11 protein-coding genes and 1 pseudogene are annotated in these 14,426 nt (G+C 50.3%); 3 read left to right on the forward strand and 9 right to left on the reverse strand.

What is annotated here, in order from left to right:
- Position 1: 1 nt before the first annotated feature.
- From NSU14_RS14710 to NSU14_RS14740, 7 genes are all read right to left on the reverse strand, one after another.
- Positions 2-934 (reverse strand): alpha/beta hydrolase, encoded by a 933-nt coding sequence (locus tag NSU14_RS14710; protein ID WP_340945831.1) that lies wholly within the window; start codon positions 932-934, stop codon positions 2-4.
- A 130-nt stretch (positions 935-1,064) separates the two neighbouring features.
- Positions 1,065-2,654 carry a peptide ABC transporter substrate-binding protein gene (locus tag NSU14_RS14715; RefSeq protein ID WP_340945834.1) on the reverse strand — a complete coding sequence of 530 codons (1,590 nt, stop codon included), beginning with the start codon at positions 2,652-2,654 and terminating at the stop codon, positions 1,065-1,067.
- 150 nt (positions 2,655-2,804) lie between these two features.
- Positions 2,805-6,749 carry a discoidin domain-containing protein gene (locus NSU14_RS14720; RefSeq protein WP_340945836.1) on the reverse strand — a complete coding sequence of 1,315 codons (3,945 nt, stop codon included), beginning with the start codon at positions 6,747-6,749 and terminating at the stop codon, positions 2,805-2,807.
- 346 nt (positions 6,750-7,095) lie between these two features.
- Entirely contained in the window at positions 7,096-7,989 is an 894-nt protein-coding gene (locus NSU14_RS14725) for a (Fe-S)-binding protein (RefSeq protein ID WP_340945838.1), read from the reverse strand.
- Positions 7,990-8,118: 129 nt separating this feature from the next.
- Entirely contained in the window at positions 8,119-8,571 is a 453-nt protein-coding gene (locus NSU14_RS14730; RefSeq protein ID WP_340945840.1) for a MarR family winged helix-turn-helix transcriptional regulator, read from the reverse strand.
- Positions 8,572-8,728: 157 nt separating this feature from the next.
- Entirely contained in the window at positions 8,729-9,208 is a 480-nt protein-coding gene (locus NSU14_RS14735) for a GNAT family N-acetyltransferase (protein ID WP_340945842.1), read from the reverse strand.
- 169 nt (positions 9,209-9,377) lie between these two features.
- Entirely contained in the window at positions 9,378-9,602 is a 225-nt protein-coding gene (locus NSU14_RS14740; protein ID WP_340945846.1) for a thioredoxin family protein, read from the reverse strand.
- 153 nt (positions 9,603-9,755) lie between these two features.
- Between NSU14_RS14740 and NSU14_RS14745 the strand changes: the two are divergent.
- Both NSU14_RS14745 and NSU14_RS14750 read left to right on the forward strand, forming a co-directional pair.
- Positions 9,756-10,393 (forward strand): annotated as a pseudogene (locus NSU14_RS14745) (LysR family transcriptional regulator).
- Positions 10,393-11,034: an AAA family ATPase gene (locus NSU14_RS14750; protein ID WP_042137166.1), complete on the forward strand. Its 642-nt coding sequence runs from the start codon at positions 10,393-10,395 to the stop codon at positions 11,032-11,034. Before NSU14_RS14745 ends, NSU14_RS14750 begins: the two are co-directional and overlap by 1 nt.
- 27 nt (positions 11,035-11,061) lie before the next feature.
- Here NSU14_RS14750 and NSU14_RS14755 read toward each other — a convergent pair whose 3' ends face one another.
- Together NSU14_RS14755 and NSU14_RS14760 are read right to left on the reverse strand one after the other, a co-directional pair.
- Positions 11,062-11,979, reverse strand: coding sequence for a class I SAM-dependent methyltransferase (locus NSU14_RS14755; protein ID WP_340945851.1), 918 nt, complete (start codon positions 11,977-11,979; stop codon positions 11,062-11,064).
- Between the two features lie 103 nt (positions 11,980-12,082).
- Positions 12,083-13,468 (reverse strand): sedoheptulokinase, encoded by a 1,386-nt coding sequence (locus NSU14_RS14760; protein ID WP_042137162.1) that lies wholly within the window; start codon positions 13,466-13,468, stop codon positions 12,083-12,085.
- A 137-nt stretch (positions 13,469-13,605) separates the two neighbouring features.
- Between NSU14_RS14760 and NSU14_RS14765 the strand changes: the two genes are divergently transcribed.
- A complete protein-coding gene (locus NSU14_RS14765; protein ID WP_039291601.1) occupies positions 13,606-14,364 on the forward strand; it encodes an SDR family oxidoreductase in 759 nt (252 codons plus the stop codon).
- Positions 14,365-14,426 lie beyond the last annotated feature (62 nt).

A 14,426-nucleotide genomic window follows, 5' to 3' on the forward strand; every position in this document is an offset into this window, starting at 1 on the left:
TCTAGACCGCCCCGTATAGTCTTGTAATAAAAGCATGAACAATACCGAGCACATCATCAGACCAGAAGTCCGGGCCGCCATGATCGGCTCCCTCTATTTTGAAGAACTCAACATCCTTGCCCTTTTGTTTCAGGTCGTTGTACAGCAGCACACTTTGCTCAAAAGGAACCAGGCGATCCTTATTGCCATGGATAATCAGTATAGGTGGAATGTCCACTTCCTGCGAAATATGATTCATAATAATGGTTGGTTCCGCCTGCACCGGATTCTCCAGGACATTCAGACCTCCGATCAGCAGGCCTTCGGGAGAATCTGCTCCGGCATGGTCCATCGTTGAGTGCGCCTCATTCATCCGGGTAATATCTGCAGGACCGTAGTAGTCGATGATTCCCTTCACTTCGCAGGATAATCCGTCGTACACATCCGTATCGAGCGTCTTGTCATGCGGAGTTATCCCCGTCATCACTGCCGTATGACCGCCGGAGGAGTCTCCCCAAATTACGATTTGCTCTGGATCAATTCTAAACTGCCCGGCATTCTTCCGCAGATACCGTATAGCTGTCTTGGCATCCTGGATCTGCGCGGGGAACGGCGCCAGGTCTGACGGGCGGTATTCCACGATTGCAACAGCATAGCCTTGTCTGGATATCCAGGACAGCGGTGCGAGATTCGCATCCAGATGCTGCTGTCTCCATGCCGAACCTTGCACGAACACCAGCAGCGGCCAGGTAGCATCCGGACGTTCATGCTGGGAGGGTAATATCAGATGCATATGCAGGGGCCGACCGTCCCTCTCGCAATAGGTATGATTGTGCAGCACCGTGCAATAGACCGCGTCAGGATTCATAGACATTACTTTCATCCCCGCCGCTGTCGCTTCCGATGCAGGGAATGCTTTGTAGCTGAGCTCTCTGGGTTCAATCCGCATCATCATTTGCCTCCTGTGAAATCAGTTGAGTAAATTTTACCACTTCTATTCATACCTTGTCTTGCCGATGCGTTCAGGTGCAAAAAAGGAGCTGCGGTAAGATACCGAGCTCCTGTATAGATTCTCCTGTATAAATTCACATCCAAAACCCTCTTGTAAATGCTATAGAGCCGTCATAGTCGACGTATACATTTTGGATATTGGGATTACTCAAAAGATCAGTAACACAATAGAATAGCGGGATAACCGCCATTTGCTCGATAAGCAGCTTTTCTGCTTTGGCGTAAATTTCCATACGTTTGCCAGTGTCTGTTGTCTGCTGGGCTTGATGCATATAACGATCATACACTGTATTGCTCCACCCTGTATCATTAGAGACACTTTGTGAACTGAAAAGCTCCATCATCGAAGCCGGATCATTGAAGTCAGCGGTCCAGCCCGCTCTTGCCATGGTATAATTCTGAGTCTGGCGGTTATTCACCAACTCCGGAAAGCTTTGAATTTCAATATTTACTTCAATCCCTAAATTCTTATGCCAGCCATCAATGACTTTTCTGGCGATAACGCCATGGTTGCTGCCATCATTCACAATAATAGTGAATACTGGAAGTTTGTCGAGCCCCGATTCCCTCAATCCCTCCTTCAACAGTATCTTCGCCGCCGCAGTATCTTCTCTAAAATAGGCCCGGCCGGACATCTCTGAGCGGAAATTCAGCTTCGCTCCGTGAATACTTTGCGGCACAAATCCATACGCCGGATTGCCGTAACGCAGACTTTCACGGTCAATCGCCATCGCCAATGCTTTGCGGATCTTCAAGTTGTTAAAAGGAGCCTTACTCAGATTGAATTGATAAAAATAGGTTGAAGCATAAGGGGCCTCATCTAAAGACCTTTCGGTTGCTCTATCTAATGAAGCATAATCTACAGATTCCTCTCCTCCGCCTCCAACCCAGTCAACCTCTTTATTCATGTAAGCGATTGTCGGATTCTCCGGCAGCAGCAGACGTACCTCTGAAAGTTTAATATCCTTGGCTGCATAATAATCAGGGTTTTTAACTAAGGAAATTTCATTATCCGTCCATGCTTTTAGCTTAAATGGACCATTAGTTATCATTGATTTGATGTCTGTTGCCCATTTGCTGTTGCCCTTTGCGGTCTTAGCGTAAACCGGCAGATAAGTACTTTCCGCAAGCAACTGAATGAAATAGGAAGTTTTCTCCTTCAAGGTCACTTGAAGTGTGTTGCTGCTCAATGCTTTAACACCGAGAGAAGAAGCATCCTTCAGGATTCCCTGATGATATTTCTCAGCATTAATAATGACGTACATATTAAACGCGAAAATATTATCTGTTTCCGGAGCGAGCGCCCGCTTCCAGGCATACTCGAAGTCCGAGGCCAGCACTTGCTGCCCATTGCTCCATTTCGCATCAGCACGTAATGTAAATGTATACGTTCTGCCATCACTGGAGAGTGTCCAGGATTTAGCCGTTCCAGGCACAGCAATACCGGCCTCGTTCAAACGGACCAGACCTTCAAACAACCCTTTGACAGCCGTATTTGTACTTTTATCTGCCGATGACGCCGGGTCAAGTACCTCTGGAAGACTTCCCAGACCAATACGCAATACCTTATTAGCTTGTGCAGCATATGAACTGCCCGTCTCTCCCGTGAGCGTTACACTCATCATTAAACCTACTGCCAAAAAGATATAAAGCAACCTTTTCATCAACGTTTCCCCTTTGTAAAGCCATTATGTATTAGTAATAGGATAGCATGGAGGGCAGATATTACGCTGTCGTAATTTATCGAAGATCATGGATTATATTCAATAAAAAAAAGAGGAGCCCGCTTGAGCCCCTCCCCTTACTATCCCTGTCTACTGTATCAGCAGCCCAAAGCCGGTCTGGATATAATACAGGCTTGGATAAGCAATATTGCTGGTCGTCAGGTTATTGAATGTAGCCGAGCCATTGCCGGTATACGTGTAGATCGCAGCTCCCTTATGGGCGCCGGAGAAGCGTGAGGTCGTTACTCCATCGAGCCCTGTGCCGTTAATGTTGATGTTGTTGAATACGATATTGGAGAATCCGCCTCCGTATCCGAACTGGATCGCATCGCGCTGGGTGTTGATGATATCGATGTTAGTGAACGTTACGTTCTTGATCGGGTCACTCGAAGCTTCGAGGTCAATCGCGCCGCGTTCCCCGTCATACAAGTCACGGCTGGTGCCGCTGTTGATAATCGTGGTATCCGAGAAAAGAATGCCCGTGTTGTTGTTGAAATGCGCACCCGGGAAGGTCGTGTTCAGTCGGATGCCGGAACCGCCTACCGTGTCGATAATGTAGTTATGATCCGCCTTGTGGCCGCTGCCTCCGAAGAAGGCAATACCGCCGGCACGCCAGTTATTCTCGATTGTATTGTACGAGAAGGTATTATTCACCCCATCCGGAGCACCGAAAGTGTTGCTCGGCCACACGGCCAGACCATCGTCTCCGTTATTGCGCACATTGGTGTTGCGGACGGTCGAGTTGCTGGTACCCTGGGAGTAGTTGATGCCGTCAGCCAGATTGTTGCGGATGCGGCTGTTCTCCACAAGCAGATTGTTCGCGAAGATTGCCGGGGTCCGTGCATAATCCCCCACCCACATGCCGCATTCAAAATGCTCTACCCAGACATCATGGATGATAGAGTTATTGCCGAAGTTATCCATGAAGCCTTTGTAGATGGCATTCTGGTTGTAACGTGATCTCAGGTTCGAATTCATATAGACATTGCTGAAATCAAGCTTACCCAGGATGCGGAGCGAGATCCCGCCGCCCGCAGCATTAGGATTGGTGAACTGCAGGTTGGTATGCCAGTAACCAGCACCAGTAACCGTAAAGTTATTGATCATATTGCTGACAGAGCCAATCACCCACATGCTGCTTAGATTGAAGGTTCCGGCTGGAATATAGAGTGATTTGCCGCCTGCGACTGCTGCTGTAACCGCGCTGTTGAAGGCTGCAAGATCATCCTGTCCATCACCCGCAACTGCACCGTATTCGGTTACCGATACCGAGTTGGCCGGTCGGGCAATTGCTGTCGGGACAGGCTCGATTTCCAGGAAGTCTACCCCGTATTCCAGACTGTCCCCGTTATTCTTCTGAATACGGATCGTATCGCCCGGCTGAAGCGGTGTATCCATCTTCCAGTGTACTTCATCGAAGCGGAACAACGGACGTCCGGCACTTGGTGCATCACCGGGCTGGTCGCCGGAGAAATATTGCCAGGAGTAATAGGATGTAAGCGGGATTGTTTTGGCTTTGGTGCCGTTTACGTATACATCCAGCGCTCCGGTAAGACCCATACCGTCAGCCGAATCCGGCATGGTGAATCTCATCGTGACCCCGGCGCCGCCTTGACCTGAACGGACGGTCCACTGGGCATAAGAGCCATTCGAAGGAAGCGCTACGTAACTCTGACCCGATGCTTCTGAAGCAATCAGCGTCTGATCGAAGTTTGGAGCAGATTTCAGTGCAGCAGATCCGCCACGGGTCGCATCCTGCGTATCATAGCGGGCATAGGGCACGCTTGCTCCGCGCAGGGCATATACAACCAGATTAACGGTATTCACATTATTAGCCTGCTTGGTCGTAACTTCATTCGCATCTGCAGCAATTGTTGTGGTGACGGTGTAATTGCCGTTGACAGCGCTCCATGTCCCCGGGATGGAGACATTCACAGAAGCACCGGCAGCAATCGCCCCGCTGTAGGATCCGGTGAAGGTCTGCACGGTGGATCCAGCTGAATTCTTCAATACTACAGTGATTCCATGCGCACCTCCTGCGGAAGCAATCGTCCCCTGATTCTTGAGATTGACTGCAAAGGATACGCTATTACCAGCTACCGGATTGCCCGGTGTCCAGGATGTCGGACCTACAAGGTCAGAGCTTGATACAGGAGCAACAACAAGTGATGAAGGACTGCTGTAGCTGTTGTTGCTGTCATTCTGTTCAATGATCTGATTAGTCTCATCTACCTTGGCACTGAGCGGATAGGTCGCAGCTGTTCGGGTACCGGCATTCAATGACACGGTTGCCGAAGCACCCGCTGCAAGAGCTGCTACCGGGGCCGAGCCTGCCAGCTCATTGTTCAGATAGAAATTGACTGTCGTGGCCGCTGCTGCGGCACTGCCGCTATTCTTCACGATGGCATTCAATGTAATCTCATTCGTCTCAACGGGAGAAGCCGGAGTCCATGACATGCCTGTAATCGTCAGGTCAGGGTTCGGTGCAGGTGTTCCATAGACCTGGAACTCGGCAATCTGTCCCGCAGGGGCACCTGAATTGGAAGCAATATTGATCTGGACACGCTTGACGGTTGCCGTAACGGGAATGGTCACCGTATTTCCGCTGGCTGGGTTGAACGTATACGCCTGAGCGGAGACCAGATTGCTGAAGGTTGTCGTGCTCTGATTATGTCCTAGTACTTGAATATTCTGAGTCCGTGTCCCCCATTCCGTGGCCGGGTTCAGCTTCAGTACAATCGAAGTGATGTTATGATTGGCGCCGAGATCAAGCGTGAGCGAACTTGGATTGCCGCTTCCTTCCCAGTAAGTAGCCGTATTGTTGTCGTTGGCATTACCGGCAACGAAATTCTGTGTGCTGGAGGATGCGCTGATCGCCTTACCAATGGCGATGTTCCCTCCAGGGGACGCCGTTGGCGTTGGAACCGGTGTGGCGGTCGGCGTTGGAGATGCCGTCGGAACTGGAGTTGCGGTAGGCGCAGGTGTAGTTGTGGAAGTAGGCGCCACCGTAGCCGTAGGTACCGGTGTTGGTGATGGAGCCGTTGTTGGAGCTATTGTAGGTGAAGGTGTCGGCGTGGCGGTCACTGCTGCCGCTACTACAATCTGATCCAGATTGACGTTACCCGTATCACCGGCATCATATTTGTAGGCGATGGTATTACTGCCGGAGTTCAGCGTCAGGAGCTCGGCCTTCGTGCTCCAGGTATCCCAGTTCGCCAGATTCGGCAAGGTGGACTGGCGGATTTTGACTCCGTTCACATAGATGCTGAGGGTCTTATCGCTTCCGCTCGCATTGGCGTACTTCAGCGTAACATTCCGCGAACCCGCTGCGGCCACGTTCACCGTGAAGGTAGTTGCCGGTCCTTGGGTCAGATAACCGTCAACAAAACCCGTACCGGAGTAACCCGCATGATCTGTGTTCACTTTCGCCCCGCCGGAGAGTGCAGCGGATTCTGCTTCATAGGTACCGGCTGGAACCGGTGTTGCAGCAGGAGTGACTGCAGGCGTGGCCGTTGGGCTGCTGGAGCCGTAAATTTCAAGCTCAGAGAACTGTGCTGCCGGCCATCCGGTGTTCGCGGTTACGAGCAGGCGCACATAACGCGTACTGGCTGCTGCAAAGTTAACCGTGACACTGTTGCCCCCAGCCGATGGATTAAATACATAGGCTGCCGAAGCCACGATATCTGTAAATGTGGAACCGTTCGTACTCCCTTGTACAGCCAGCGTCTGCGTGCGTGTCTCCCAGCCTGCAGGAATCTTCAGCACAAGCTGGTCAATACTGGTAAGCGCACCCAGGTCAACCTGAATCCACTGGGGAAAAGCATCATTTGTGCTTTCCCAATAGGTGCTCTGGTTGCTGTCCTTAACATTGTCAGGCGTATACGTTTGCGATTGGCCGCTGGAAGTAATGGTTTTGTTAAGTGTCAGATTCTGTCCACCGGCAGCTGATGAATGTGTCAGCGGTCCGGCGGCCATAAACAGAGTTGAGATTAGCAGCGTTACTACAAGCGACCATACGACATACTTGTTGCGCATTATAATCCTCCTTAATCTGATGTTAGAACGGCACATAGAATTTTCTGAAGTACTAGAATGATAGCGATTACAAAAAATTAAATCCTTACCAATCCATCATTTGCTTCCAACGTGCAGGTGCCACTCTACTGATATTGCCTCTACTCAACCGGCTTGCGATAGTTCTGCCCAGCCCCCTCTCACTGCAATACACACTCATTATAGTTTTAACGCAGTGCAATCTATAATAGCTAATTCTACGGAAAAGATAGGCGATTCAATGATCGTGATGATTTGCAGCAGCGGGTCAGCCCGAAACATCCTGAATAGACAAAAAAGCACCTCCGCCAGGGAAGTGCTTCGTACTTCACTTAGTATTTCGCATCGGATTTCTGCTCTCACAGGGCACCTTGGTCTGGCATAATCCGCAGCCAGCTCCTGATGTAGCCTCCCCGCCGCTTTGGGCCGCCCACTCCCGTGAACCCTGGCCATACACAAATTTCATGCAGGCGATTTTGTCATGGCCGTTTGTGCTGATCGCCTGCACCGGGCAGCGGGTAATGCAGACGCCACAGTTCCCTTTGCTGCATAACAAACAATTTCCCGTATGAGTAGCCGCGGATCTTGGATTAGACGGGAACTGCAAATCCGTTACTACCGACAGCAGCCGTATGGCAATTCCCTTCTCCGAAATGAATCCATCATTAAGACTGAAGGTGCCCAGCCCGGCAGCATAAGCAACATGACGTTCTGACCAATTGGAGATTGGGCCTGTTTCTGAACTGGAGATCCCGTACCAATCCGTATCCAGCGGCGCAGCCGCAAGGCGGCCAAGTTTTTTTAAATAATCTGTCAGATAAAGGCGGGCCGCCTTCAAGAAATACTCATCCCCGAACGTACGCAGCAGGGCCCACTCCCGTGAAGCTCTTTCCTTTTGCTGGCGGTTGGCCTTCCTGATGGATTCATGAATGGGCAGCACTATACTGATCACCGAACCTCCATTGTAGGTCCCTGAACCGAATGAACGCTCTATTACCTCTTTTGGCGTTGCATGGCCGGGACCAATAATGCTTTTATACTCCTCAAACAAAGGATCGTCAGCTGAAGCAAATTGAATGATAGGCTCATCATAATAAGGTCCCTGAAGTACATCTGACCAGTTTAATGGGCTCTCCTTAACAAAGGCTTTCATCACTTCAATAATGAGCTGCTTCTGTTCCTCTTCCGCTCTTTCATTAATTGCAGCACTGTCTGGGTGCATGGTCTTCCCTCCTCTTGAGTGTACTCTTTCTGTCCGGAAGTTATCGTGTACATACACGAAATGGCGATAAGCAACTGCTGTTGCCTCATTACTGCGCAAAGATTGATGAACCAAGAGTCGAGGTTATGCTCAGGCCATCAGTTTCTCCACTTTGGATAAAAGGGTAGTAAGTACTTTCATATCTTCATCGCCCAATGCCTCCTGCAAAAAACTCTGTGCCTGCTCCCATTGGTTCCCGGCAGCTATATATTTCACTTTCCCGCTCTCCGACAGGATCAGCAGGCGGTTCCGGCTTCCCTGCGCAGAAATATCCTCCACATAGCCAATCTGTTCCAGTGCCTTGAGATTGCGGACAATAGTGGTCCGGTCCAGTCTCATCTCAAGCGCCAGGTCGCTGACACTTGCCGGTCCTAGGGAGTAAATATGCTTCAGTAAAGAAAACTGGCTGATATTTAAACCGCTTGAAGACAGAAATCCGTCATATATTCCTGTGACTGCTGAGGAAGCCCTCCGCAGATTAATACAGCTGCAGACACTAGAACCGCGGATAATGGGTGAAGAAGGGTCTCCGGTTGTTGTCATAGATTATTCTCCTCCTGTTGTATTTATCGTGTACATACACTATTTCAAAATGGAGAGCTTTTGTCAGAGTCATTTATCACAAGGACGCGTAATTTGAAAAATGAAAATAATCCCCCTGAATCTTCAAGGGGGATTGTGGATGCAATGGTTTGGATTTCTAAGTCAATTCTTTGATATACCAGGCATCACAGGCATAATGCTCTGAGCCGGCAAGCGGAGCATCCAGCAGCCCGAAACCATGTTTGAGATAGAAACGGCCTGCGGCCTGCATGGTCTGCAGCGTCTCCAGATAACATCTGCTGTAATGCTGCCTGGCGAATTCCAGTGCCGTCCCTAATAAATCTGCAGCAGCTCCTTGGCCGCGGATGGCGGATGACAGATACATTTTCTGCAGCTCACAGATCCCGTTCTCCTCATCAAAAGGTGCAATTCCGCAGCCGCCAAGCACCTCCCCATCTTCTTCAACAATCCAGTAAGCCCTGTTCGCAGCACTATTGTAATAGGTGTATAGGTCATGCATGCTGTCATCAGCCCAGGCGAGACCGTCACGGTTGCCCCCGAATTCAATCAGACATTCCCGGATAATCCCTTCAATAGCCGCATTATCTCTGCGCTCTATGTATCTGATATTCATCATTCTGTTAAGCCTCCCGCCATTCTTCCGGGCTATGTCCCGTTATCCTATTCACTTTATCATAACAGCAGACTTCCTACTCCACAAAATCGCAAAAAGCCGCAAACACATCCCTTCATACCTGTAGAATAGGATGTATTTGCAGCTCAATATCTAAAAGATTATACTTTGATTACTTTTTGACATCCTCCATGCTGGCTCCGAAATTAATAGGATAGACCCATCCATCCAGGACAAGTGCCGGAACGGATTTCACTCCTGCCAGCTCAGCTTCTCCAATCCGGGAGGCGTCCGTGCTGAAATTCACGACTTCAATTTCAGTTTTGGCCGGGTCCAGATAGTTCAGAATCATCTGCTCCGCATCTACACATACCGGACAGCCCGCATGATAAAACACCGCTTTTGCCCTTGTAATTTCTCTTTTCTAAGTTTTGTTGTTTCTGACAACTCTTATTTTAGAGAATGGCAGGTGCTTTTTCTATTCAGAATAGGCTATCATTATCATAGTTTCAGCCAATGCAAATTAAACAAAGGAATGAAGTGAATCCTCATGGAAATGAAGCAGCTGGAGTATTTCTTGGCCGTGTGTGAAGAAATGCATTTTACCCGCGCAACGGACAAGGTCCGGATATCGCAGCCTTCGCTTAGCCAGCAGATCCGGAATCTGGAGTATGAGGTCGGCACCCCGCTGTTCGACCGGATCGGAAAGAAGATCGCGTTGACCGAAGCGGGAAAAATACTCAAGCATCACAGCCAAAATATCTTCTACGAATTAAATCAATCCAAAAATGCGATCGACGAGCTGCTTATGAAGCCTGGCAGGACGGCATCCCTATGAAGCAGCTTGCGGAGCTTCCCCTCGTTCTCCTGCCGGACAACTTCTTCATCCGGCAGCTGTTGAATGACTACAGTGAATCATTAGGATTCACAATTAAGCCTTTTCTGGAGATGACCACGATAGAGGCACTTGTCCATATGGCGGAGAGCGGCATGGGCTGCACGGTTCTGCCCCGCAGCTTAATGGAGCATCTGCAGAAAGATTCAGTACGGGTGCTTCCGATTATTAATCCTTCGCCGACACGCCGGATAGGCGTTGTGTTTCGCAAAGAAAAATACATGTGTGCAGCGACCAAGCGCTTCATCCGCGAGCTGCAAGAGAATGCTGCACATTTCAAGGAGAGCGTCTAATGAACAAACTTGTATTTTTCCTCGGTCCGGGCGGGGCCGGCAAAACAACACTCGCCAAAACCATAGCAGCCCGGCGCCCGGCCTCTGTATTCGATATGGATATTCTGCTGCGTCCGGCAGCTACCGCGATCATGACTATGCATGGACTGGACCCCGATGACAGGGATTCGGATGAATATAAAAGCTTATGCCGGGACCTGGGGTACCGGATTACAATGGACGCTGCACTGGACAATATCGGCCTTCAAAGCGATATATTCGTCGTAGGTCCCTTCACCAAGGAGGCGGCCGACCCGGAATGGATCGGGCGTGAACTGTCGCGAATCGGACGTACACTGGCGGAGGTCGAGGTCAAAGTTGTCATGGTCAGTCTTCCAGATGCGGCAGCGTTCCGTGAACGGCTTGAGGGCAGACAGTCCCCTCTGGACGCCTGGAAGTTCGCACACTGGGATGAGTTCAGCGCTTCCCTGGGCAGCCGCACCGTGGCATGGCCGCTTCCGGCTTCGCAGGTGGCACAGATCGATAATTCCCATCCGGACAGGAACGTTGCTGCTGCGGCTGTGGAAGCTTTTATTTACGGGGAGGCATCTTCCTCCGCATTCCTTATCGAAAAGAACCTCCCGCCTATAATAATAGACTGAGACGTTCCTTTGTAATTCGAATATTTATTATTGTTTTATCGCATGAATATAATGAATCGTCTCAAAAGCGGTCAAAGCATCACTCCGGTTGCTGAAGAATCTGTCATTGATCTCCGCCGGGGACAAGTGCTCATAAATCAGCAGGCCTGCTTGCTCCAGCAGCTGCTCCATTTCATGATAAGCGAAACAGGATTTCATCGGCTCACCGCTGACGGCAGCCATCTGTAGCATCTTTTCCACCCGGCCGGACACTCCCTTCTCTTCAAAAAGCCGCTCATCCGCATAATCCAGCACGATAGAGCTACCTGCCGGGAGACCGGCGAATACTTCAGTAATCAGTCTGGCATTCTCCTCTTTCGTGAGGTAATAGGACACACCCAGCAGGCTGAAGAAGGTCTTGGCTTGTGAATCAAATCCTTGCCCAACCAGATTGGAAGAAGAGAATTCCCTGGTGAAGTCCATGGGTACAAAGTGAAGATTGACCGGAACTTCCAACCCGGCGTCACTGAGCCTCTGCTGCTTGAACTCCTGTGTAGCCGGATAGTCCACTTCAAATATCTCCAGCAGGTCTTTCAATTCAGGATGACGGTAGCCAAAGGTATCAAGTCCGGCTCCAAGGATGACATACTGCTTCAGTCCTAAGGTTAGCTCATACAGCAATAGGGCTTCACAGTAAGCAGCACGCGCGAGCGGTGTCGGAGACAGCTGTACATGTGTAATCCATTTCAGAATGGCGTCCGGATCATCCTTATGTTGATTTGCAATGTCTGTGTTGAAAAAAGAGATGCCCTGCACCATATTCTTGCGGATGTCTGAAAACTCCTGCGGTGAAATCAAGTCTTGGGCCAAATAATCATCGAAAATCTTGGGTGTGTCATATTTACTGTGATAGGCTCGGCCAAACGCTGCTACTTTGGAAGTCAAACTGGACTCATTCTGCTTCAAACGTGTATCCTCCCATATAAAAATAAGATTCCCCCGGCCGGGAGAATCTTATTATATACACAAACTATTAATATGTAAATTATAGCATAATTAATATATTTTGTCAATGATAAAATTCTCCAAGAAAAGCACCAGCTTCCCTGAAACTGGAGATCACCCCGCTGCCGACAGCTGCACAGAGCGCTGCTCCTACAGCAGCCTCTTCAGTTTGCGCACCGGCTGTGAGCGGCACTCCGAATGCTGCTTCAGCCTTGGCACACAGCACAGGATTACTCCGCAATGCATTACCGGAACCTATGAGGCGGGTGAACCCCTTCGCCCCCTGCTGCTCCAGATCCTTCAGGAAGCCGTATAATTCATCAATCATCCCCTGGAGAAAAGCATGGGCCAGTCCGGCAGGTGTGAAGTTATCTAGTGTGATTCCCTCGATGCTACCGCGATTGCCCGGCTCAGCTCTTGTACCCAGAAACTGTGTATTCACCTTTAGGCCAGTGTTCTTTCCACCAGATGGCTCTTCCGTAAGCAATTGAGCCAGCAGAGAATAGATATCTGCAGGTGCTTCTCCTGTGTAAGCTGTGATCAGCTGCCGGATGAAGCCTTCCAGCAGAGCATAGGATCTGCCGCCGCTAAGCGCAGCCCCTACCATGAGTACTCCACCGCCCGGATAAGGGCGCACCTCCATTGCTGAAGGAGCAGGGGTGTATTCAGGAAGCCAGGCCGATAGCTGGCTGCCCGTGCCGATGTTCAGCAGCAATGAACCGGCGGGCTGCGGCACGCTGCCCAGGAAGCTGGCCTGATTGTCCCCGAGTGAGGTGTACACAGGTATTCCCTGCGGTGTAGCACCGATTGCAGTCCCTGAAGGGACGACCGGCGGCAATATCGCCACATCGATTCCGGCCTGAATGAGTGCTATTTGATCAAAATCGCCCGTCTGTAAACTGAAGCCACCAATGCCGGCTGCCTGTGTTGCATCAATTAAAGGTACCGCGCTGTTTGCCAGCCTCATCGCGATGTAATCCGCAATCGTGCAGAATCGGACCGCATTCCCAGGCACCAGCTGATGCTGCAAATTATAATAATGAGTGGCCAGTCCGTAGCCTGGAGCTATATGATATCCGGCAAGTACGCTTAGTTTCTGCGCATAAGTGTAACTGCTGTCCTCCACACAAGGCTGGCCGCCTCTCCCATCCTGCCAGGTATAGAGCGGGCCCAGAGGATTGCCGCTCTGGTCTATATATAGAATCCCGTGCATCTGCCCGGTCAGGCCGATTCCTGCTGCTTCCGGCTCCCTTGACAGCAGGAGACCAAGGATACGTTCAGCCTGCTGCAGAATAATCCCCGGCTCCTGCAGACGTTCCCATTCATGATTCCGGCTGGATGGTTTACTTGTTTGTTCCTCAGTAATCGTATGCAGGACGGTTCGTGTCTCCAAATCGTAGAGCAATCCGGAAATTGAGGTGGTTCCGATATCCAGTCCGATCATGATCATGTACTTCATCCTCTTTCCGTTCATATAGCCTATATGGTAAGCCTTCACGAAGTATAGCGTCAACCCGGCGCATAAAACCCCATGGATCAAATGATACTAGACCAGACAAAGTATAAATTCAAGCGGGAGGCGTACATGTGAGACTTCAGAACAAAGTGGCAATAGTAACCGGCGCGGCATCCGGTATGGGCAAAGCGATTGCGGCTCTCTATGCCAAAGAAGGTGCTAAGGTAGTAGTGGCGGATATTCACTTGGAGGCTGCGGAGACGGTGGCCGGGGAGATTAAGTCCGGCGGCGGTGAAGCCCTCGCGGTGAAAGCAAATGTTGCTGATGAATCTGATATCCAGAACCTGATCGACACTACAGTAAAAACCTACGGAACCGTAGATATCCTGGTGAACAACGCGGGGATTATGGATAACTTTGAACCGGCAGGTGACATTGAGGATGACAGCTGGAACCGCATCTTTGCCGTCAATACTACATCCGTAATGCGTGCTACACGTAAAGTACTCCCTATCTTCTTGGCTAAACAGCAAGGGGTGATCATTAACGTAGCATCCGCAGGCGGACTTTTTGGTGCCCGGGCAGGTGCAGCTTACACAGCCTCCAAGCATGCGGTTGTCGGATTCACCAAGAATACCGGATTCATGTATGCTCCTCAGGGCATCCGCTGCAATGCGATTGCTCCGGGCGGGGTGGAGACCAATATCGGATCTACCATGACGCATATTAATGAATTCGGTATGGGACGTACGCAGCCGGGATTGGCTCTTAACCCGCGCACAGGCAAACCGGAGGAAATCGCGCAGCTTGCCCTGTTCCTCGGCTCAGACGAAGCAAGCTTTATTAATGGAGCGGTGGTAACGGCTGATGGCGGATGGACTGCTTATTAAAAGTCTGCGCTGCTTCAAAAGAAAGGCCATCTCCCGTTATTCACGGTTGATGGCCTTTGTTA

Origin of the sequence: Paenibacillus sp. FSL R10-2771 (assembly GCF_038000205.1) — a bacterium.
GTDB lineage: Bacteria > Bacillota > Bacilli > Paenibacillales > Paenibacillaceae > Paenibacillus_AQ > Paenibacillus_AQ phytohabitans.

Bases quoted from the DNA above. Each gene is read 5' to 3' on its own strand.
- NSU14_RS14710 (WP_340945831.1), bottom strand. From the start codon at position 934: ATGATGATGCGGATTGAACCCAGAGAGCTCAGCTACAAAGCATTCCCT.
- NSU14_RS14715 (WP_340945834.1), bottom strand. From the start codon at position 2,654: ATGAAAAGGTTGCTTTATATCTTTTTGGCAGTAGGTTTAATGATGAGT.
- NSU14_RS14720 (WP_340945836.1), bottom strand. From the start codon at position 6,749: ATGCGCAACAAGTATGTCGTATGGTCGCTTGTAGTAACGCTGCTAATC.
- NSU14_RS14725 (WP_340945838.1), bottom strand. From the start codon at position 7,989: ATGCACCCAGACAGTGCTGCAATTAATGAAAGAGCGGAAGAGGAACAG.
- NSU14_RS14730 (WP_340945840.1), bottom strand. From the start codon at position 8,571: ATGACAACAACCGGAGACCCTTCTTCACCCATTATCCGCGGTTCTAGT.
- NSU14_RS14735 (WP_340945842.1), bottom strand. From the start codon at position 9,208: ATGATGAATATCAGATACATAGAGCGCAGAGATAATGCGGCTATTGAA.
- NSU14_RS14750 (WP_042137166.1), top strand. From the start codon at position 10,393: ATGAACAAACTTGTATTTTTCCTCGGTCCGGGCGGGGCCGGCAAAACA.
- NSU14_RS14760 (WP_042137162.1), bottom strand. From the start codon at position 13,468: ATGATCATGATCGGACTGGATATCGGAACCACCTCAATTTCCGGATTG.